This window comes from Pseudorhizobium banfieldiae (assembly GCF_000967425.1).
Lineage (GTDB): Bacteria > Pseudomonadota > Alphaproteobacteria > Rhizobiales > Rhizobiaceae > Neorhizobium > Neorhizobium banfieldiae.
This window is the reverse complement of record NZ_FO082820.1, coordinates 4,219,912-4,239,731: the sequence shown is the minus strand read 5'-3', so window position 1 is coordinate 4,239,731 and position 19,820 is coordinate 4,219,912. Positions and strand designations below refer to the sequence as shown.

The 19,820-nt window shown below is 63.4% G+C and carries 19 protein-coding genes; 9 read left to right on the top strand and 10 right to left on the bottom strand.

Annotated elements, in window-relative coordinates; all coding sequences use genetic code 11:
* Positions 1–257: 257 nt before the first annotated feature.
* The 3 genes from rpsT to mutM all read right to left on the bottom strand — a co-directional run bounded on the left by rpsT (position 258) and on the right by mutM (position 2,368).
* Positions 258–524, bottom strand: a complete 267-nt coding sequence (gene rpsT, locus NT26_RS20425) for a 30S ribosomal protein S20 (RefSeq protein WP_052641590.1) — start codon at positions 522–524, stop codon at positions 258–260.
* 164 nt (positions 525–688) lie between these two features.
* Positions 689–1,465: an enoyl-CoA hydratase gene (locus NT26_RS20420; RefSeq protein WP_052641587.1), complete on the bottom strand. Its 777-nt coding sequence runs from the start codon at positions 1,463–1,465 to the stop codon at positions 689–691.
* Between the two features lie 12 nt (positions 1,466–1,477).
* On the bottom strand, positions 1,478–2,368 hold the full coding sequence (gene mutM / locus NT26_RS20415; protein WP_052641585.1) for a bifunctional DNA-formamidopyrimidine glycosylase/DNA-(apurinic or apyrimidinic site) lyase: 891 nt from the start codon (positions 2,366–2,368) through the stop codon (positions 1,478–1,480).
* A 146-nt stretch (positions 2,369–2,514) separates the two neighbouring features.
* On the opposite strand from mutM, the gene ubiE reads away from it, so the two are divergent.
* The 4 genes from ubiE (at position 2,515) to NT26_RS20395 (ending at position 7,144) form a co-directional block, all read left to right on the top strand.
* Positions 2,515–3,291, top strand: coding sequence for a bifunctional demethylmenaquinone methyltransferase/2-methoxy-6-polyprenyl-1,4-benzoquinol methylase UbiE (gene ubiE, locus NT26_RS20410; protein ID WP_052641583.1), 777 nt, complete (start codon positions 2,515–2,517; stop codon positions 3,289–3,291).
* Positions 3,292–3,334: 43 nt separating this feature from the next.
* The gene (ubiB, locus tag NT26_RS20405) at positions 3,335–4,897 is read left to right on the top strand and encodes a 2-polyprenylphenol 6-hydroxylase (RefSeq protein WP_052641581.1); all 1,563 of its coding nucleotides are present in this window, start codon (positions 3,335–3,337) and stop codon (positions 4,895–4,897) included.
* Positions 4,898–5,042: 145 nt separating this feature from the next.
* Positions 5,043–6,350: a hypothetical protein gene (locus NT26_RS20400; protein ID WP_052641578.1), complete on the top strand. Its 1,308-nt coding sequence runs from the start codon at positions 5,043–5,045 to the stop codon at positions 6,348–6,350.
* Positions 6,347–7,144: a COG3904 family protein gene (locus NT26_RS20395; protein WP_052641575.1), complete on the top strand. Its 798-nt coding sequence runs from the start codon at positions 6,347–6,349 to the stop codon at positions 7,142–7,144. The genes NT26_RS20400 and NT26_RS20395 overlap by 4 nt, the downstream gene beginning before the upstream one ends.
* A 294-nt stretch (positions 7,145–7,438) precedes the next feature.
* Here NT26_RS20395 and NT26_RS20390 read toward each other — a convergent pair whose 3' ends face one another.
* On the bottom strand, positions 7,439–7,810 hold the full coding sequence (locus NT26_RS20390) for a hypothetical protein (RefSeq protein WP_052641572.1): 372 nt from the start codon (positions 7,808–7,810) through the stop codon (positions 7,439–7,441).
* 120 nt (positions 7,811–7,930) lie between these two features.
* On the opposite strand from NT26_RS20390, the gene coaBC reads away from it, so the two are divergent.
* A complete protein-coding gene (coaBC, locus tag NT26_RS20385; RefSeq protein WP_052641569.1) occupies positions 7,931–9,142 on the top strand; it encodes a bifunctional phosphopantothenoylcysteine decarboxylase/phosphopantothenate--cysteine ligase CoaBC in 1,212 nt (403 codons plus the stop codon).
* Here the strand turns inward: coaBC and NT26_RS20380 are convergent.
* Positions 9,139–9,933, bottom strand: a complete 795-nt coding sequence (locus NT26_RS20380; protein ID WP_052641566.1) for a class II glutamine amidotransferase — start codon at positions 9,931–9,933, stop codon at positions 9,139–9,141. The genes coaBC and NT26_RS20380 overlap by 4 nt on opposite strands.
* A gap of 185 nt (positions 9,934–10,118) precedes the next feature.
* Between NT26_RS20380 and otsB the strand changes: the two genes are divergently transcribed.
* Entirely contained in the window at positions 10,119–10,982 is an 864-nt protein-coding gene (gene otsB / locus NT26_RS20375) for a trehalose-phosphatase (protein WP_082077783.1), read from the top strand.
* Entirely contained in the window at positions 10,979–12,352 is a 1,374-nt protein-coding gene (otsA, locus tag NT26_RS20370) for an alpha,alpha-trehalose-phosphate synthase (UDP-forming) (protein WP_052641563.1), read from the top strand. The genes otsB and otsA overlap by 4 nt, the downstream gene beginning before the upstream one ends.
* A gap of 63 nt (positions 12,353–12,415) precedes the next feature.
* Here the strand turns inward: otsA and NT26_RS20365 are convergent, their stop codons facing one another.
* On the bottom strand, positions 12,416–13,999 hold the full coding sequence (locus NT26_RS20365; protein WP_052641560.1) for a peptide chain release factor 3: 1,584 nt from the start codon (positions 13,997–13,999) through the stop codon (positions 12,416–12,418).
* A gap of 84 nt (positions 14,000–14,083) precedes the next feature.
* Here NT26_RS20365 and dut point away from each other — a divergent pair, with 84 nt between their 5' ends.
* Both dut and cysK read left to right on the top strand, forming a co-directional pair.
* Positions 14,084–14,548 carry a dUTP diphosphatase gene (dut, locus tag NT26_RS20360; protein ID WP_052641557.1) on the top strand — a complete coding sequence of 155 codons (465 nt, stop codon included), beginning with the start codon at positions 14,084–14,086 and terminating at the stop codon, positions 14,546–14,548.
* Between the two features lie 131 nt (positions 14,549–14,679).
* The gene (cysK, locus tag NT26_RS20355) at positions 14,680–15,648 is read left to right on the top strand and encodes a cysteine synthase A (protein WP_052641554.1); all 969 of its coding nucleotides are present in this window, start codon (positions 14,680–14,682) and stop codon (positions 15,646–15,648) included.
* A gap of 76 nt (positions 15,649–15,724) precedes the next feature.
* On the opposite strand, the gene NT26_RS20350 is transcribed toward cysK, so the two are convergent.
* The 4 genes from NT26_RS20350 to rsmI form a co-directional block, all read right to left on the bottom strand.
* A complete protein-coding gene (locus tag NT26_RS20350; RefSeq protein WP_052641551.1) occupies positions 15,725–17,257 on the bottom strand; it encodes a YifB family Mg chelatase-like AAA ATPase in 1,533 nt (510 codons plus the stop codon).
* Between the two features lie 180 nt (positions 17,258–17,437).
* Complete coding sequence (gene gshB / locus NT26_RS20345; RefSeq protein ID WP_052641549.1) at positions 17,438–18,388, bottom strand: glutathione synthase; 951 nt, start codon at positions 18,386–18,388, stop codon at positions 17,438–17,440.
* A gap of 116 nt (positions 18,389–18,504) precedes the next feature.
* Positions 18,505–18,867 (bottom strand): YraN family protein, encoded by a 363-nt coding sequence (locus NT26_RS20340; protein ID WP_052641547.1) that lies wholly within the window; start codon positions 18,865–18,867, stop codon positions 18,505–18,507.
* Positions 18,851–19,747, bottom strand: coding sequence for a 16S rRNA (cytidine(1402)-2'-O)-methyltransferase (gene rsmI / locus NT26_RS20335; RefSeq protein WP_052642426.1), 897 nt, complete (start codon positions 19,745–19,747; stop codon positions 18,851–18,853). Before rsmI ends, NT26_RS20340 begins: the two co-directional genes overlap by 17 nt.
* Positions 19,748–19,820 lie beyond the last annotated feature (73 nt).

The window sequence follows — 19,820 nt, the reverse complement described above, 5'->3', positions numbered from 1 at the left end:
AAAACGGCGCGGGAATGGAGCAGGTATACAGAGAAAAAATAAAAAACCGCTTGACTCGTTTCCAGCCTAGCCGCGGAAGGCGACAGAGGCTCCTCTTTTCCCAGAGCTTTTCCAAGCCATTGTTATTATTTTATTTTTTTTGTCATGGCGCCGACACATCCGAGCGGCGGACCGTTACAGAAAAGAGACAGACGAGCCAGAATCAGAAAAGCCCAGCACGCGTGCCAGGCTTATCACATAATTTTGAATTGCTAATATTAGGCAGACAGAGCCTTCACGCGAGCCGCCAGACGCGACACCTTGCGCGATGCAGTGTTGCGGTGAAGGACACCCTTGGTCGCTGCGCGATGGATCTCCGGCTGCGCCGCCTTCAAAGCTTCGGCGGCAACTGCGACATCACCCGTAGCAATCGCTTCTTCCACCTTGCGGATGAAGCCGCGAACGCGCGAACGGCGAGCCTTGTTGACTGCGGTACGGCGAGCGATCTTGCGGGTCGCCTTTTTCGCCGAAGTTGTATTGGCCATTTATGCCTCTCTACGAATTCGAACCAAACTCCACCGTTGCCGCGGCCGTCAGCGACCAGATCTTCAGCAATTGGGGAGCATTAGAGGAAGCCTTGATCAGGCTTTCCCAACTGTGGCGCGGCATATAACTTGAATGGCGCCCGCAGTCAACGCGCATTTTGCCTTCACCGGTTGGTGAAATCCGGCTTCCGCTTCTCCATAAATGCAGCCATGCCCTCCTTCTGGTCGGCAGTAGCGAAGAGGGACTGGAACAAGCGCCGTTCCAGGCGCAGTCCTTCGGCCAGGGTCAGTTCGTCGGCGCGGTTGACCGCGTCCTTCGCCATGAGCACGGCGACACGTGAGGAGGACGCAATCTTCGCGGCCGCTTCAAGCGCCTCCTCGAGCAGGCGCTCCGCCGAGACGATGCGGGCGACGAGTCCCGCCCGCTCGGCCTCCGCCGCGTCCATCATCCTGCCCGTCAGCACGAGGTCCATGGCCTTCGCCTTGCCCACGGCCCGCGTCAGCCGTTGCGACCCTCCCATGCCTGGAATGACGCCGAGCGTGATTTCCGGCTGCCCAAACTTTGCATTCTCCGCTGCGATGATGAAGTCACACATCATCGCCAGCTCGCAGCCTCCTCCCAGTGCATAACCTGAGACTGCGGCAATGATGGGCTTGCGTGTCGCAGCAATCGCCTCCCAGCCGCCCAGCAGGTCGTCCAGGTATGCATCCACGAAATTCACCGGCTGCATTTCCTTTATGTCCGCGCCGGCTGCAAAAGCCTTCTCAGAACCGGCCAGCACGATCGCACCCACCTGCGGATCGCCATCGAAGGAGCGGAGCGCCTGCGTGAGCTCGCGCATCACGGTCGAGTTCAATGCGTTCAGCGCCTTCGGCCGGTTCAGCGTGATCAGCCCGACATCACCGCGTGTCTCGATCAGCAGCGTTTCGAAATCCTGCATGGTGGTTCCTCCCTATTTCTGGCAACTGGCACAATAGAAAGACGAGCGGCCAGCCTGGACGATGCGCGAGACCGTACCGTTGCAGCTAGGCGTCCCGCAAGCCTCTCCTTCGCGGTCATAGACGGAGAAGGAATGCTGGAAATAGCCAAGCGAGCCGTCCGTCTGGATGTGGTCACGCAGCGAGGAACCACCAGCCGCAATCGCATCGGCGACGACGGCACGGATCGCTTCCGTCAGAAGCAGAAGCTGCTTCTTTGGCCTTCCTGTCGGCGTCACCAACGAGCCTGACTTTCGAAGCGGCGAGAGGTGCGCGCGCCAGAGCGCCTCGCAGACATAGATGTTGCCGAGCCCAGCAACCAGGCTCTGGTCGAGCAGGGCCCCCTTGAGGGGCTGGGTCCTGCCGCCAAGCCTGCGTGCCAGATAATCCGCATCTAGCAGGTTGCCGGTCGGTTCAGGCCCCAGCCCGACGAAAGGCGGATAGGCATCGAGCTGGCTGCGTTTCCACAGATGCATGAAACCGAAGCGCCGCGGATCGTTGTAAACCACGCGCGACCGGCCCTGCGGCGTGCGCAGATGGAATAGGACATGGTCATGCTTCTCGTCCTTCGAGCGCGGAAGAGCGAAGCCGCCTGGCGTCTGGGAGGCCGCCTCTCCCTCGACCCTGAAGGATCCCGACATTCCGAGGTGAGAGATGATGGTCGTGTCGTCGTCGAGGTCGATCAGCAGATACTTCGCGCGCCGTCCCAGCGAGACGATCCGCCTGCCCTGCGCGGCATCGGCAAAGTTCTCGGGAAGCGGGAAGCGCAGATCCTGCCGGCGCAGTTCCAGCTTGTGTATGGTGGAACCTTCCATGGCCGGCGCAAGCCCACGCCGGACCGTCTCCACCTCTGGCAATTCCGGCATGACTATCTAACTTCCTGTTCCAAGCCCCGCCCGCCTCGTCTATAGACCAAGGCCAGCGGCCGCATTGTCATCGACATGCGGCACAGATAGCGAGGCTGGAGCGATTTCGCCATGGCCAGCAACCGGACGACGAACAAGGAGTTCCGATGAGTGAAGCCCGCACCTCCGCAGAAGGCGGCATGGAGACGTCCTACGGTTTCCGCCAGGTTGCCGAGGGCGAGAAGCAGCACCTCGTCAATGACGTGTTCCACAAGGTCGCCAAACGCTACGACATCATGAACGATGTCATGTCGGGGGGCTTGCATCGGCTCTGGAAGGACGCGCTGGTCACCACGCTCAATCCGCGCAAGGATCCTTCTTACAAGGTACTGGACGTCGCAGGCGGCACGGGCGACATCGCCTTCAGGATCATCGAGGCTTCTGGGCGCAAGGCCCATGCGACCGTGCTCGATATCAACGGCTCGATGCTCGCGGTCGGCGCGGAGCGCGCGCAAAAGAAGGGACTGTCCGACAATCTCACCTTCGTCGAGGCGAACGCCGAAGAACTACCGTTCCAGCCGAACAGCTTCGACGCCTACACGATTGCCTTTGGCATCCGCAATGTACCGCACATCGATGTCGCGCTATCGGAGGCCTACCGCGTCCTGAAGCGCGGGGGGCGGCTGCTGGTGCTGGAGTTTTCCGAGGTCGGACTGCCGCTCCTCGACCGAGTCTACGATGAGTGGTCGTTCAAGGCGATCCCTCAGTTCGGCAAGATGATCACCGGCGACAGCGAACCCTATCAATATCTGGTGGAATCCATCCGAAAATTCCCCAACCAGGAGAATTTCGCGGCGATAATCCGCCAGGCCGGCTTCTCCCGCGTCACCTATACCAACTATACCGGCGGCATTGCGGCGCTGCATTCCGGCTGGAAGCTTTGACGCAGATGGCAGGAATGGAAATGCAACGCGGCGGGGCCTGCCCATGAGCACGATCGGCGCCTATTTCAGGCTTGTGCGCGTGGGCTGGGTGCTTGTCCGCGAAGGTGTCGTATCAGCGCTGCCGACGCAGGACATGCCGCCGTCCATTGGCCTGCTCAAGTCACTGGCCGAACCTTTCGCCCGTATCCGGGCCAAGCGGCAGGCCCGCAGCACCCGCCTGTCCCGCGCCGTCGACCGGCTGGGCCCCTCCTATGTCAAGATCGGCCAGTTTCTTGCCACGCGCCCCGACGTCGTGGGGGTGGACTGGGCGCTCGACCTCTCGATGCTGCAGGACCGCATGTCCTTCTTCCCGACCGACACGGCGAAGACGGCGGTGGAGCTTTCGCTGGGGCGAACGATCGCGGATCTCTATTCGGAATTCGGCGAGCCGATCGCCGCGGCCTCCATCGCACAGGTCCATCCTGCGTATGTCGATGGGCGAAAGGTGGCGGTCAAGGTTGTGCGACCCGGCGTGAGGCAGCGTTTCGCCCATGACATCGAGAGCATGTACCTGCTTGCGCGGATGCAGGAGCGGTTCATGCCGTCGAGCCGCCGGCTGCGCCCCGTCGAGGTGACGCGGACGCTCGAACAGACAACGAAGGTGGAGATGGACCTTCGCCTCGAGGCGGCCGCCCTGTCCGAAATCGCCGAGAACACGAAGAACGACCCCGGCTTCCGGGTACCGATCGTCGACTGGGAGAGAACCGGCCGCGACGTGATCACCATGGAATGGATCGACGGCATCAAGCTGTCGGACATGGAAGCGTTGCGCGCTGCCGGTCACGACCTCGATCGTCTTGCCGAGACCCTGATCCAGTCCTTCCTGCGGCACACGTTGCGCGACGGCTTCTTCCATGCCGACATGCACCCCGGCAACCTGTTCGTCGATGCCGCCGGCACCATCGTCGCCGTCGACATGGGCATCGTCGGGCGCCTGGGAAAGAAGGAACGGCGCTTCCTGGCCGAAATCCTCTACGGCTTCATCATCCGTGACTACAGGCGCGTCGCCGAGGTGCATTTCGAGGCGGGCTATGTCCCCGCCCACCATGACGTCGCAAGTTTTGCCCAGGCGATCCGGGCCATCGGCGAGCCTATCCATGGTCAACCGGCCGAAACGATATCCATGGCGCGGCTTCTGGCGCTGCTGTTCGAAGTCACCGATCTCTTCGAGATGCAGACGCGGCCCGAACTGATCCTCCTCCAGAAGACCATGGTCGTCGTCGAAGGCGTCTCGCGGATGCTCAATCCACGCTTCAACATGTGGAAGGCGGCAGAGCCGGTGGTGGGGGACTGGATTCGCGATAACCTCGGACCGAAGCGTATCGCCACAGACCTGAAGGATGGCGTCAAGGCCGCGGTGAAGCTGGCCGAGGCCCTTCCCGAAATCGCCGCCAAGACCGAAAAGCTCCATCACGAGGTGGTTCACATGAGCGAGCACGGCCTGCGGTTCGACCCGCAGACCGCCGAGGCCATTGGCCGCTCCGAGGCCCGCCACACCCGCTCCGGACGCGTCGCGCTCTGGATCATTGCGCTCAGTCTGGTCTATCTGGCAGTCGCGATCTCCTAGGACATCCTGCCAACCGCACCGCAGGCACGTGTGGGACGTTTGCCGAAAATGTGTCCGCACTCCAGCATCGCTGTGCGGGCCGAGGCCTTCATTTCGCCGGTTTCTTCACCATCTCTTAAGGAATTCAATCCTCTGGAGTAGCTTCATGGCGCTTGGCGCATCGCACCGACTGCAGGACGGGGTCGTCGCCGTCGAAACCATGACCCGCTTCGCCCTCGCAGTTCTGGCCCTTGCCTCGGGTGTCTACACCTATCTCGGAGTGAGAAGCCTGCTCGACGGCTCCCCGACCGCGGTCTTCTTTGCCGCGATCATCTATTCCGCCTCGGTATCCGTGGCGATCTATGCCTTCTGGTCGTATATGGGCCGCTTCTATCCGCATGTGACAGGCGCCGCCGCCCGCGGCGCGATGCTGGGTGTCATGGCACTTGGCTGCGCGATGATCATTGCCATGTCCAGCTGGCTGAACGCGGCAGCACTTGCCGGGTCGGCAGCGCTCGAACAGCATCTGGCGGAAACCGTCGAGGACTATACGGCCGATCTCGACAAGGCGCACCAGAACGCACTTGCCGCCCAGAGCCTGCTTCCTGACATTCAGCGGACGTCGGAGAGATTTGCCCGGCTCGCCGAGGATGAGCGGGAATCGGGTGCGCTGACCGGCACTAACGGCTCCGGCAGCGTGGTACAGCTTCTTTCACAGATGTCGGCGCAGCTTGGAGAGCTGGAGTCCGGCATCATTGCCTCCCGCGAGCGAGTGACCAATCTCTTCGATCAGGGCCGCACCCATCTCGAGACGATGCGAACCCTTGTTTCGGCGCCCGGCGCCATTGCGCCCCGCAGTGACCAGTTCTCCGCCGAGGTGGTGGCGCTCTCCGGCGTCATCACATCGCTGCAGCAGACATCCATCGCGCCTTCGGTCAAGCGTGCGGCCGAGGATCTCTCGCTCGGCTTCATCGCCCCGGTCGCGGATGGCCGGGCTGCGGATCTCGCCAACCGGCAGGATCAGGTCATGGCGACCATCCGGGCGTCGGTCGCGGCCCAATCGACGGTCCTATCGCAGGCGGCGGACGACATCCTTGCCCGGGAACCGGTTGCCGAACGCCGGTTCGTGCCGCTCTCTTCCGCCGAGGCGGTCCTGCGCTATGCGGACGATTTCATTCCCGCCTGGGCCGGCGCGATCTCGATCGACCTTCTGCCTGCCGTGCTGGTCTTCATGCTGGCTGTCGTCCATCGCGTCATACGCAGGCAGGACGAGCGGCTGCCCTTTGCGCATCGGATCACGGCCGCGGAGCTTCTCGAGGCACTTGAGGTGCGGCGGGCGGTGGAGAGGAGCGGGCTTGATCCCGAAGACGCTATCCGGCAGGCGGAGACGCACGATTCTGACTCCGATCATCCGACCAACATCACCAATCTCGACATGCCGCCGAAACTGCCGCGAAAGGGCCCGCAGGCATGAGGCCATCCCGCCTTGCCTCCCGGCTCAAGGACCTTTTTCTGCGGACCGACGATGGCACGCTGATGCGTTATGCGTTCTTCGGCTTGTTGCTCGCTTCGGCCGCCTTCGTCGTCATCGATATGCGCGAGTTGAGCCTGGCGAATGCCTCGCTTCCCGGTCATGACCCATTGCGGACGGATGCGCCGGTCCTGCCGCCCGCGCTGACGGACGGTGTGCCGCAAGGGCCGCCGGTACAGCCGGCCAGCCCTCCGGAGGTCCTCCGCCAACCAATCCGGTTCGAACTCGCCGCGGGCGGAGAACTGAAGGCAGAAGGTTCCATTGATGTCGGCGCCGCGGCGCGTTTCGCAGAGGAGATCGCGGCTCGCGGCGAATACGTGAAATCCGTTACGCTGAACTCGCCGGGTGGTTCGGTCGACGACGCGCTGGAGATCTCGCGCCTCATTCGGGAGCGAGGGCTGAACACCAGGGTGGAAGCCAAGGCGCTCTGCGCGTCCTCCTGTCCTCTGGTTTTTGCCGGAGGCGTGGTGCGCGAGGCGGAAGCCGATGCCGTCGTCGGCGTCCATCAGGTCTTTAACGGAGGGCAAGCCCGGCCGACGGCAGAAGAGGCGATGTCCGGCGCCCAGAACACCACGGCGATGATTGTCCGGCATCTGGAAGAGATGGGGATCGGCGCCGGTCTCTGGCTCAACGCGCTGGAGACCCCGCCGGACAGGCTCTACTATCTGACGCCCCAAGAGATGGCCGAGTTCAAGCTGACGAAGCAAGCAACGACAACGGCAGAAGCTGCAGACTAGCTGCTGCCTAGACTGGACGACCCGGAGCATCCCCTTGGCGAGTAGAGCCTTCCTCCACAGGGGATAGCAGATCCTTGAATTCCGTGACGCCAACCTTGCCTGCCTTCTTCAAGCCGGCGGCGGCCATCTCCATCGCAATCAGCGGGTGATTTCGGACGAGGGCCCCGAGCGCTGCCAGGACGGCCGCTGTTCCTATTCTTCCGGCTGCGGATTTTCCAAACCGCCGATTCGCAAGACGCCTGACGGGCCCCGGCTTGGCAGCCCCCGCAGATTGCGCCTTGTCTCGCCGGGGGGTCAATGGCGAGCGCTGCTGCCGAAAGGGCGCTCGTCCCTTCCGCTGCTGCCCTCCTTCTGGTCCGGCAGATGCGCGCGCGCCGACTCCGTCACGACCCCAATGGCCGCATGAGCAGCGCTTTGAAGTGCGTCTCCGGCGATCCCGATCGTTCGCGCACCCTTTCGCATCCCCTTCTTCCCGGCAGTGGCAACTTCCTCGCGTTCCTCCGCCAGGACCGCGGCAGCAGCTGCTGCCCCGGCTACCAGCGCCTTGCCGAGGATGTCACGCCCGGTCTTGCTGGCCAGCAGGGCCTTTAACGGCTTCGATTTGCGGATCGTCTTCGGGACCTTGAAACCCGCCACCTTCTTCGGAATGGCATTCTTCCTGGCCATGGCTTTCTCCTTTTCCCCAAAACGCTGGCCAAGCCTTCCCTGTTCCGTCCGGCTTGCCCCAAGTTGCAACTTCTGGGGTAAACGCTTAGCTTCCGCCGCATTCTCATGGCGGGTCTCTTCATGGAACTTGGCGGCAAGCGTATTCTTCTGATCATCACGGGCGGCATCGCCGCCTACAAGAGCCTCGACCTGATCCGCCGGCTCAGGGAACGCGGCGCGGACGTACGGCCGGTGATGACGGCCGCCGCGCAGGAATTCGTGACGCCGCTCGCGGTCGGGGCACTTTCGGCCTCGCATGTCTATAGCGACCTGTTTTCACGCGAGGACGAGCAGGATGTCGGCCACATCCGGCTCGCCCGCGACTGCGATCTGGTGCTGGTTGCGCCTGCGAGCGCCGATCTTCTGGCAAAGATGGCGCATGGCCTCGCCAACGACCTTGCCAGCACAGTTCTGCTCGCTACCGACAAGCCGGTGCTGGCAGCGCCCGCCATGAACCCGAAGATGTGGTCGGCACCCGCAACGCAGCGGAATGTCGACATGCTGCGCGCCGACGGAATATGCTTCGTCGGCCCGATGCGCGGCGAGATGGCCGAGTCCGGCGAGGCAGGCCTCGGCCGGATGGCCGAACCCGTCGAGATCGCCGAGACGGCCGCAGCCCTACTTCGCGGCGGTGATCGACCGCTGGAAGGCCGGACAGCGCTTGTCACCTCCGGACCGACTCATGAGCCCATTGATCCCGTCCGTTACATTGCCAACCGCTCGTCGGGCCGCCAGGGCCATGCCATAGCGGCGGCTCTCGCCCGTCTTGGGGCCGACGTCACCCTCGTCTCGGGGCCGGTCACAATTCCGGATCCTGCCGGCGTGAAGACGATTCATGTCGAGCGTGCGGAAGAGATGCATAGTGCCGTGCTGTCGCGGCTGCCCGTCGACATCGCGGTGATGGTTGCGGCCGTTGCGGACTGGCGCGTTGCCACCTCCTCCGATCAGAAGATCAAGAAGCAGGCAGGAGATGCCCCTGCCCCACTGATCCTGACGGAGAATCCGGACATCCTGAAGACCGTGGGCCATCACGTGAAGCGCCCGCGGGTGGTCGTGGGCTTTGCGGCCGAGACGCAGGACATCGAGGAAAACGCGCTCCGCAAGCTCGAGCGGAAAGGTGCCGACCTTATCGTCGCCAATGACGTTTCCCCAGAGACCGGGATCATGGGAGGAAGCCGCAACCGCGTGAAGGTTCTCTCCCCAACGGGCGTGGAAGCCTGGCCGGATCTCACCAAGGATGAAGTGGCTGACAGGCTCGCCCGCCTGATCGCCGAGCGGCTTGCAGAGCGCTAGGCCGCTCGCGCCGTCGCCTCCGGCAGGAAGGGCTCGGCATCGAGGCCGCGGTCGTTTACGACGATCATCGATCCATTGGGAATTTCCGCCCAGGAATCCGTGTCGTCGTTCAGCGGCTCGGACACGAGGCAGTAGCTCAACGTATTGCCGAGCGGCGCGGCATAGAGCGTAGGGGGCTTGTCGTCCGTCGCATAGCGCACCGCATAAAGCGCCTCGCCATTGGAGAAGGCTGCGGTGAAGCGAACGAGCACGTCGCCGCAGACTTCCTCAGAAAGGCTCTCCACGGTCGCAATGGCGCGGGCGATGGCGGCATGAGGGTCGACCTCCAGCCCGAATTCCAGCGCCAGGAGGAAAAGAAGTTCCGAGTCGGTGGTGCCGGTGCGGGCATGGAAGAGTTCGTCGGAAAGGAGACTTTCCATGCGCCGGCGAATGCGGTCGAAGCCCGAGATCTGGCCATTGTGCATGAAGGACCAGCGTCCATGTACGAAGGGATGACAGTTGTCGCGGCGGGTTGCCCCATGGGTCGCGGCTCGCACATGGGCCAGGAAAAGCGGCGAACGGATCTGGCGCGCAATGCTGCGCAGGTTGCAGTCGGACCAGGCGGGAAGGATGTCGCGGTAGCGCCCAGGCTCCGGCCTGTCTCCGTACCAGGCGATCCCGAAACCGTCGCCATTCGTCGCAGTCTTCGCCCGGGTCGCACAATGCGACTGCTCGATCAGCGAATGGGCGGGGGAGGAGACGAGCTCCTCGAGATAGATCGGATCACCGCGATAGGCTGCCCAGCGGCACATGTTCCCTCTGACTTCGGTCACGGGCAGCGCATGCTGCCGGTTAAACAAGTTTCAACGCAGATCATTAACGGGGCGTAAATCGGTCACCGAGCATGGCGGATTTATGACCGCCCGGCGCGTCTTCCATGGCAGCCGGACCCTGCCTCGATCTTGTCACGTCGGTTCAACGATATAGATAAAGGCGCATGCAACACTCAGATCCGTCGCAATCCGGGACACCGGAAGGGCCGCTTCAACAGATCGAATGGTTGGTCGATGCGCTGACGCGGGAACCGGAGGCTTGGGCCCTCTTCCTCGACATCGACGGTACCCTCGTCGATATCGCCCCCTCGCCGGACGCTATCGTGGTACCGCCTGATCTTCCTGGCAATCTTGTGGCGCTTTCCAGGCGCCTGAACGGAGCGCTCGCACTGGTGACGGGTCGGGCTCTTCCCTATGCCGACAAGCTATTCAAACCCTACGAGCTTCCTGTCGCCGGACTGCATGGTGCCGAACGGCGCATGGTCGACGGCTCGGTGGACGCGGTGGCGGCCACATCGGCCTTCGAGGAGGTGAAGACTGCGCTTGCGGCAGCGGCCGGGCAATGGCCTGGCGTTCTCGTCGAAGATAAGGGAGCGGCGGTTGCGGCGCACTATCGCCAGGCACCGGAGTGGCGCGACGAGGTCGAAAAGGCGATGGAATTCTACCTGCTCCAGGCCGGCTCCGATTTCACCCTGCAGCGAGGCAAGATGGTCTTCGAGATCCGGCCAGCGCGCGCTAATAAGGGAAGCGCGGTCCAATCCTATCTTGAGGAAGCTCCCTTTCGGGGGCGGCGGCCGATCGCCATCGGCGACGACGTGACCGACGAGGATATGTTCCGGATCGTCAACCGAATGGGTGGCCACTCGATCCGCATCGCTGATGCCCCGGGGGGCACAGAGGCCCGTGGCATCATCGCATCGGCGGAGGACCTTCGCCAGGCCCTCGCACGTGCAGCGACAGCGGGCGATGGTTCCGAATTTCCGTCCTCAACATCATTGCCATCATCCTTGAAAGGAAGAACCGCTTGAGCCGTCTTGTGGTCGTTTCGAACCGTGTGACACTCCCGGCAAAGGGCGGGGCTGCGCCAGCCGGTGGACTGGCTGTCGCCTTGCAGGCGGCTCTACAGGAGCGGGGCGGAATCTGGATGGGCTGGTCCGGAAAGTCCAGCGGTTCCCGTGAGCCTGAGCCACTCGCCCAGCAGCAGCATGGCAATATCACCTATGCGCTGACTGACCTGACGAAGACGGACGTGGAGGAATACTACGAGGGCTTCGCCAATCGCGTTCTCTGGCCGATCTGCCATTACCGTCTCGACCTAGCCGAGTACGGCCGCAAGGAAATGGCCGGTTACTTCCGCGTGAACCGCTTCCTTGCGCATCGTCTTGCACCGCTGTTGCAGGAGGACGACGTCATCTGGGTGCATGACTATCACCTGATCCCGCTCGCGGCGGAACTGCGGCAGATGGGCTTCAAGAACAAGATCGGCTTCTTCCTGCACATCCCATGGCCTCCGGCCGACGTGCTGTTCACCATGCCGGTGCATGAGGAAATCATGCGCGGCCTGTCGCACTATGATCTCGTGGGCTTCCAGACCGACCACGATCTCTCGAACTTTGGGGGCGGCCTCGTGCGCGAGGGCATTGGCGAGGCCCTCGGCGATGGGCGGTTCACCTCCTATGGCAGGACATTCAGGGGGGGCTATTACGGGATCGGCATCGAGACGGCCGTGTTCGCCGACTTCGCCCGCAAGGCGGCGAGCAACATCATGGTGCGAAAGGCGCGACAGAGCATTGAAGGGCGCGACCTGATCATCGGTGTGGACCGGTTGGACTATTCCAAGGGGATCACCCAGCGGATCGACGCCTTCGAACAGTTCGTCAAGGCGAACCCAGGCTACCACAACAAGGTGACCTACCTTCAGATCACGCCGAAATCCCGCTCGGAAGTGCCGGAGTATGAAGCGATGCAGCGCACCGTGGCCGAACAGGCGGGCCGGGTCAACGGCGCCATGGGCACGGTGGACTGGGTGCCCATCCGCTACATCAATCGCTCGATCGGCCGCCCGGTGCTTGCCGGCTTGTACCGGCTTGCCAAGATAGGACTGGTCACTCCGTTGCGCGACGGCATGAACCTGGTTGCCAAGGAGTATGTCGCGGCGCAGGACCCGGAAGATCCCGGTGTTCTCGTGCTTTCCCGTTTCGCCGGCGCCGCCCGGGAACTTCGAGGGGCGCTGCTGGTCAACCCCTATGACATCGAGGGTACGGCCAATGCCATCGCCCGTGGCCTCAGCATGTCGCTGGAAGAGCGGCAGGAGCGGTGGCGTGGCATGATGGACCACCTTCTCGAGCGCGATGTCATGCGCTGGTGCGACGATTTCCTCAAGGATCTGCAGGCTTGAGAGGCGGCGAGACGCACCTCACGCTTTACTTTGCCGGCGTGAGCTGAGCCTCAGCTGTCGTGATCACGCCGCCTTGGCGACGTGATACTCCTTGATTGCGACCATCTTGATGGCGGGATAGCGCTCCGCCTCGTAACGCAGCGAGAATGCGTCCTGGGCCATGAAGACGGGATCGCCGTCGAGATCACGGCAGATGTCGCCGCGGCGCTGGTTGATGAACTTCTCGAGATCAGCCGGCTGGTCCGCAGAGATCCAGCGGCAGACGGAGAACCGCGCCATCTCGAAGGAGACCGGCAGGCCGTATTCGGCCGACAGGCGCTCCTTCAGCACGTCCAACTGCAGTGCACCGACGACGCCGACGATCGCCGGCGAGCCGTCCTCCGGCTGGAAGAGCTGGACGACCCCCTCTTCCGCCATCTGCTGCAAAGCCTCCTTCAGCTTCTTCGCCTTCATGGCATCTTCCAGCCGCACGCGGCGCAGGATTTCCGGCGAGAAGTTCGGCACGCCCTGGAAGACCAGCGCCTCGCCCTCTGTCAGCGTATCACCGATGCGGAGCGTGCCGTGGTTCGGGATGCCGACGACATCGCCGGCATAGGCCGTATCGGCAAGCTGGCGCTGCGACGCAAAGAAGAACTGCGGTGCAGTCAGCCCGAGCTGCTTGCCGGTGCGCGCCAGCCGCGCCTTCATGCCGCGCTCGAGCTTTCCCGAGCAGATGCGGGCAAAGGCGATGCGGTCGCGATGGTTGGGGTCCATGTTCGCCTGGATCTTGAAGACGAAGGCCGTCATCCTGTCTTCATTGGCATGAACCGTGCGCACATCCGCCACCTGGTCGCGCGGTGGCGGCGCAAAGGCTCCCAGCGCGTTGATGAGATCGCGAACGCCGAAATTGCGCAGCGCCGAACCGAAGAAGACCGGCGTCATATGCCCTTCCAGGAAGGACTGGCGGTCGAAGGGACGGCACGCCTCCCTGGCGAGTTCCGTCTCCTCGACAAAGGCCGCGCGTTCGTTTTCCGGAAGTCGGTCGGCCACGCTCTGCGGTCCATTCACCGGCAGCGGCTCCACCTGTGTGTCTGCACCGCGAAAGGTGTTGTTCGCCAGATTGTAGGAGCCGCAGAACGTCTTCGAGCGGCCGACGGGCCAGGTGACAGGCGCCGTGTCGAGCGCCAGCTTCTCCTCGACCTCGTCCAGGATCTCGAACGGATCGCGGCTCTCGCGGTCCATCTTGTTCACGAAGGTGATGATTGGAATATCGCGCATCCGGCAGACCTCGAAGAGCTTCAGCGTGCGCGGCTCGATGCCCTTTGCAGCATCGATGACCATGACGGCCGCATCCACCGCCGTCAGGGTACGGTAGGTGTCGTCCGCAAAGTCTTCGTGGCCCGGGGTGTCGAGAATGTTGAAGACATTGCCTTCGTATTCGAAGGTCATCACCGATGTGACGACGGAGATTCCGCGCTCGCGCTCGATCTTCATCCAGTCCGAGCGGGTCTGGATGCGGTCCTTCTTCGCCTTCACCTCGCCGGCAAGCTGGATTGCGCCGCCGAACAGCAGCAGCTTTTCGGTGAGCGTGGTCTTACCCGCGTCCGGGTGCGCGATGATCGCGAAGGTGCGGCGGCGGGATACCGCCTCTGCGAGACTTTCAGCCATGTCCGGTAAATCCTGTCAGTTGGCGCCTATCTAGCGATCCGGCCGGCTTTATGCAATTCACCTCGAAAACAAAGGAGACACGGCATGCGCGACATCATTGGTCCGGCCCTCAGGTTGGTGCGACTGCCGCATGGGGCAGGACTGCCGCTACCGAGCTATGAGACCCACGGGGCAGCGGGGATGGATCTGCGGGCCGCGATCGCGGAGGACGAGACGCTGACACTGAAGCCGGGGCAACGGAAGCTGGTGCCGACTGGCTTCATCCTCGAGATCCCCGAAGGATTCGAGGCACAGATCCGCCCGCGCTCCGGCCTTGCCTTCAAGCACGGCATCACCTGCCTCAACACGCCCGGTACGATCGACAGCGATTATCGCGGCGAGGTGAAGGTACTACTCGTCAATCTCGGCGAGGAGAACTTCGAGATCTCGCGCGGGATGCGCATCGCGCAAATGGTCGTGGCCCCCGTGACACAGGTGCAGGTCGAAGAGGTGAGCGAGACAGGAGAGACCTTGCGGGGCGCCGGGGGCTTCGGATCAACCGGTGTGTGAATTGAGCAAGCCCTGCCTCGGCCTGCCCTCCCCTTGGAACAAAATTCCGCAGCATCTCCCGGATCCGATGCGTCGTGGCTGGCCTTGAAGCAAAAGTCGCCCTACCCTATCGGCAATCTAGGGAGAGCATCATGGCAGACACAAAGAAGCCCGGCCGCGGCCGGATCTATTCCTCCATCACCGAGACGATCGGCGATACGCCCATCGTCCGCCTCGACAAGCTGGCGAAGGAGAAGGGCGTCAAGGCGAACCTGCTCGCCAAGCTCGAGTTCTTTAATCCGATCGCTTCGGTCAAGGACCGTATTGGCGTGGCGATGATCGAGAGCCTGGAAGCACAGGGCAAGATCACCCCCGGCAAGACGACGCTGGTCGAGCCGACATCCGGAAATACCGGCATTGCGCTCGCCTTCGCGGCCGCCGCCAAGGGGTACAAGCTGATCCTGACCATGCCCGAGACGATGTCGATCGAGCGCCGCAAGATGCTCGCCCTTCTCGGCGCCGAACTGGTGCTGACGGAAGGCCCGAAGGGAATGAAGGGCGCCATCGCCAAAGCTGAGGAGCTTGCCTCCACCCTTCCCGACGCCGTCATCCCGCAGCAGTTCGAGAACCCAGCTAACCCTGAGATCCACCGCAAGACGACGGCGGAGGAGATCTGGAACGACACGGACGGCCAGATCGACATCCTCGTCTCCGGCATCGGCACCGGCGGCACGATCACCGGCGCGGGACAGGTGCTGAAGGGTCGCAAGCCGGAGCTCAAGGTGGTTGCAGTCGAACCGACCGACAGCCCGGTCCTCTCCGGCGGCAATCCGGGCCCCCACAAGATCCAGGGAATCGGTGCAGGGTTCGCGCCGCAGATCCTCGATACCGGCGTCTATGATGAGGTCGTCACGATCTCCAACGACGAGGCGTTCGAGACGGCACGGCTCGTCGCCCGGCTGGAGGGCGTGCCGGTCGGCATATCCTCCGGCGCGGCACTCGCCGCGGCGATCAAGGTGGGTAGCCGCGAGGAGAACGCGGGCAAGAACATCGTCGTCATCATCCCCTCCTTCGCCGAGCGCTACCTGTCCACGGCGTTGTTCGAAGGTCTGGGCGGCTGAACATCCTGATGCCGAGTGGCGGACGGATGCGTCCGTCCGCTACCCGCTAATCGCCACCAACCATTCGCTGTCTCTTCTAGGCCGCCGCCGAGAGCCGCTCCCCTGCCATGCGGTAGGAGATCGCTTCGGCCAGATGGATGCGACTGACGGTATCGCATCCATCGAGGTCGGCAAGCGTGCGGGCGACCTTCAGGACCCGATGGTAGCCGCGCGCGGAGAACTTCAACTTCTCCGCCGCATCGCGCAGCAATTGAAGTCCCCCCGCATCCGGCTCGGCGATCTTCTCGATCAACGCAGTGGAGCACCGTGCGTTGGTCGAGACATGTGGCGCCCCTTCCGCCCGGAAGCGCTCCTGCTGCCGCTCACGAGCGGCGGCGACGCGTCTTGCGACGTCGGCGCTCGCCTCAGCCGGCCGAGGCTTGATGAGATCGGCTGCAGAGACTGCCGGCACATCGATCCTGATATCGATCCGATCCATCAACGGCCCTGAAATACGCCCCTGATAATCCGACACGCATTTCGGCCCGCGCGCGCAGGTGTGGCCAGGCTCTCCGGCCATGCCACAGCGACACGGGTTCATTGCCGCAACAAGCTGAATGCTGGCCGGATAGGAGACCCTGTGGTTGGCGCGGGCAATAACGCATTCCCCCGTCTCGAGTGGCTGGCGCAGCGCGTCCAGCACTTGCGGCGCGAACTCCGGGAACTCGTCAAGGAAGAGAATGCCGTGGTGGGCGAGTGAAGCCTCGCCAGGCTTTGCCCGCAACCCGCCGCCCACGAGAGCGGCCATGGTGGCAGAGTGATGCGGCGTGCGGAACGGACGGCGGTCCGAAAGCTTGCCGCCGGAGAGCTGGCCAGCGATGGAATGGATCATCGAGACTTCGAGAAGTTCCGCCGCAGACAAAGGCGGAAGGATAGACGGCAGGCGTGCCGCCAACATCGACTTCCCCGAGCCGGGGGGACCGACCATCAGCAGGTTGTGACCTCCTGCGGCGGCTACCTCCAGCGCGCGCTTGGCACTCTCCTGTCCCTTTATGTCGATCAGGTCCGGCAGGTTTGCCGGCAGTGCGCGCACGGCCGGCTGCGGCCGGGAGAGAACCTGCGTACCGCGAAAATGGTTGGCGAGCGCGATCAGGCTCCGGGGCGCCAGGATGTCGATATCGGATCCGGCCCAGGCTGCCTCGGCCCCGCTGTCCGCCGGACATATCAGGCCCTTGCCGAGCGCATTCGCGCTGATCGCCGCCGGAAGCGCGCCGGCCACCGGCGCCAAGGTGCCATCGAGATTCAGTTCGCCAATGACGACATAGCCGGACAGGGCATCGGCCGGAATGGCGCCAAGGGCCGCCATGAGACCGAGCGCGATGGCCAAATCGAAGTGCGAGCCTTCCTTGGGAAGATCGGCCGGCGCAAGGTTCACCGTCACCTTCTTGGGCGGAAGCGAAAGTCCGGAGGCATGGAGGGCTGCCTGGACCCTTTCGCGGCTTTCCGCCACCGCCTTGTCGGGAAGCCCGACAATCGGCATCAGCAGCTTGCCGGGAGAGACCATCACCTGAACTTCGACAGGAACGCCTTCTATACCCTGAAATGCAACCGTAGAGACACGCGCCACCATAAACCGCCTCCAAGCTCATGCCAGAAGCGCCAAGCGATCCACGCTTTCCGCGCCAGCGATTGCAATCTGGCATGGAAATGAGAATAAAACAAGAACATCGCAGGAACTATTTCCCGTCTCTGTTGATCTTCGGTTGCAGGAGATTGTAGCGCGAGAACAAAACTGGTCTGCAGCCGCAGATCAAGGGCGCTTGGCTTCGATCGCGTCCCAAAGCAGGCCAGCAACATCGGCGCCGCCGAACTTCTTCACCTCGCGAATACCGGTCGGCGACGTTACGTTGATCTCCGTCATGTAATCGCCGATGACGTCGATGCCGACGAAGATGAAGCCACGCTCCCGAAGCGCGGGCCCGATCCGTTGGCATATCTCCCGATCACGCCGCGTCAGTTCGACGGCCTCGGCACGGCCGCCGACATGCATGTTGGAACGGCTGTCGGTCTCCGCCGGCACGCGGTTGATGGCGCCGACAGGCTCTCCATCCACCAGCAGGATGCGCTTGTCGCCCTTGCGCACGGCCGGCAGATAAGCCTGCGCGATGTAGGGCTCGCCGCGATAGACCTGTTCGAACATTTCCAGCAGCGACGTGAAGTTGCGGTCGTCGCGGGCGGAATGGAACACGCCTGCGCCACCATTGCCGTAGAGCGGCTTCAGGATGATGTCGCCCATCTCCTGGCGGAAGGCGGCGATCTCCTGCACGTCGCGGCTGATCAGCGTCGCCGGCATCAGGTCGGCAAATTCGGTGACGAAGATCTTCTCCGGCGAATTGCGGACCCATGCGGGGTCGTTGACCACCAGTGTCTTCGGATGGATGCGCTCGAGCAGATGCGTCGAGGTGATGTAGCCCATATGGAAGGGCGGGTCCTGGCGCAGGTGGATCACGTCCATGGTAGAAAGGTCGACGCGCTCGCGCTCTCCGAGGCTGTAGTGGTCGCCCTTGACATCGCGGACCTGCATCGGCTCCACGGCGGCAAAGATCTTGCCGTCGCGCATGGTCAGACGGTCCGGGGTGTAGTGGAAGAGCTCGTAGCCGCGCGCCTGCGCCTCCAGCGCCATGGCAAAGGTGGAATCTCCAGCAATGTTGATGCTGGAGACATGGTCCATCTGGAATGCGACCCTGCGGATGTTCGCCATCGTCCCTGCCCCTTCAAAAATGCCCGCCTGATGTAGGACGGCGGCTCGTCAAAGGCAACGGCTGGTATAGCCCTGACGACGGCTACCGCACCGACGGCGACAAAGCACGAACTCCCTCAGAATGCATCTGGGAAGTGCTTTGGAAGACGGCCGGGAAGCACGGCAACGACATCGTAGCGTTGCGACAGGCGCGCGGCATCCGAACGGCGTGAAAGCCATATGTCGCTTGCTGCGCGAATGCGTCGTTGGGCCGTAGCGCTCACGGCATCCACAGCCTCCCGCTCTCCGACCCTCGCCTTGACCTCGACGAAGACTGCCAGATCACCCTTTCGCGCTACCAAGTCGATCTCCCCGGCCTTGGTACGGAAGCGGATGGCGAGGATCCGATAACCTTTCGCCAGCAGAAAGAGTGCGGCGGCATATTCGGCGAAATGGCCGCGCCGTTCCGCCCGGCGCCTCTCCCTAGCTTGCTTTGCCACCGTCTCCGTCCTTCAGCGCCAGCAGCCGCTGGTAGAGGTCCTTCTTCGACAGCCCTGTGAGGCGCGCGCCCTCGGCGGCCGCCTTGGATGTCGGCATGGTGGCCGCCAGTTCCTTCAGCAGGACATCGACCTCCATCGCCCCCGGCACATCATCGATTTCAGGAGGAGCTATCAGGAGGACGATTTCGCCCTTCACGGCCCGCTCCGCATAGAAGTCAGCCAGTTCCGCCAGCGTGCCCCGCCGGAATTCCTCAAAGGCCTTCGTCAATTCGCGACACACTGCCGCCTCGCGAGCCGTTCCGAGAACATCGGCTGCGGCGGCAAGGCTCGCCCCGATACGGTGGGGCGATTCGAAAAAGACGAGCGTCGCCGGCACGCGCGACAGTTCTGCCAGCCGATCCCGCCTGCCCTTGTCCTTGACCGGCAGGAAGCCGGCGAACAGGAAGCTGTCCGAGGGCAGGCCTGAACCCACCAGCGCCGCCAAGGGCGCCGAGGCGCCGGGGATAGGGATGACGCGGTGTCCAGCGTCGATTGCCATGCGTCCCAGCCGGTAGCCCGGGTCCGAGACGAGGGGAGTGCCCGCATCCGAAACGAGCGCCACCGACCGTCCTTCCGCGAGCGCGGCAAGCAGCTTCGGCCCTGCTTCGGCGGCATTGTGTTCGTGATAGGCGAAGGGGCGGTTGACGATGCCGTAGCGGTCCAGAAGCACGCGCGTCACACGCGTGTCTTCGCAGGCAAGCACGTCGGCTCCCGCCAGCGTCTCGAGCGCACGCAGGGTGATATCGCCGAGATTACCGATCGGGGTGGCGACGAGATAGAGCCCCGGCTCCAGCGGGCGTGCGGGGACCGCCGTATTGCCGATCCTGTAGCTGCGGCCCATGGTCTTCTGTTCGTCGCTCACGAAGGTATCCGGCTGATCTGCTTGCTCTCGCCTTCTTATGGGCGAGGTGCGG